The organism is Mesorhizobium sp. M5C.F.Ca.ET.164.01.1.1 (assembly GCF_004792125.1).
GTDB lineage: Bacteria > Pseudomonadota > Alphaproteobacteria > Rhizobiales > Rhizobiaceae > Mesorhizobium > Mesorhizobium wenxiniae.
In genome coordinates, this window is record NZ_SRTG01000364.1 from 1 (window position 1) to 323 (window position 323).

Here is a 323-nt window from a genome sequence, read left to right on the forward strand (position 1 = left end):
CGAATTCGGCACGGAGCTTGCACCAACGATTGCATGCAAATGCCGACAGCATCTCATGAACGGTCTCTCGATTCTGGCGCGGTTAAATCGCGGCCGGTTCCAGATCATGTCCCGCCCGAAATGGTGAGGGACTTCAGCCTGTTTACGTCGCCCGGCATGTTGCCGACCGCTAACGGGGATCCGCATGCAGCGGTTGCTTGCGTTCATGCCGGGCCTCCGATCTTTTATTCAACCAGCAACACGCGCGACGGTCGGGGTACCTGGGTCATCACTCGCGCGAGCGACCAGCGCCGGGTGCTGCAGGACACCGAAACGTTTTCCAG

Annotated in this window: 1 pseudogene; it reads left to right on the top strand. The window is 60.1% G+C overall.

The features are described 5' to 3' along the window. Positions 1-39 precede the first annotated feature (39 nt). Positions 40-323 (top strand): annotated as a pseudogene (locus EN807_RS37245) (cytochrome P450); the annotation flags it as partial.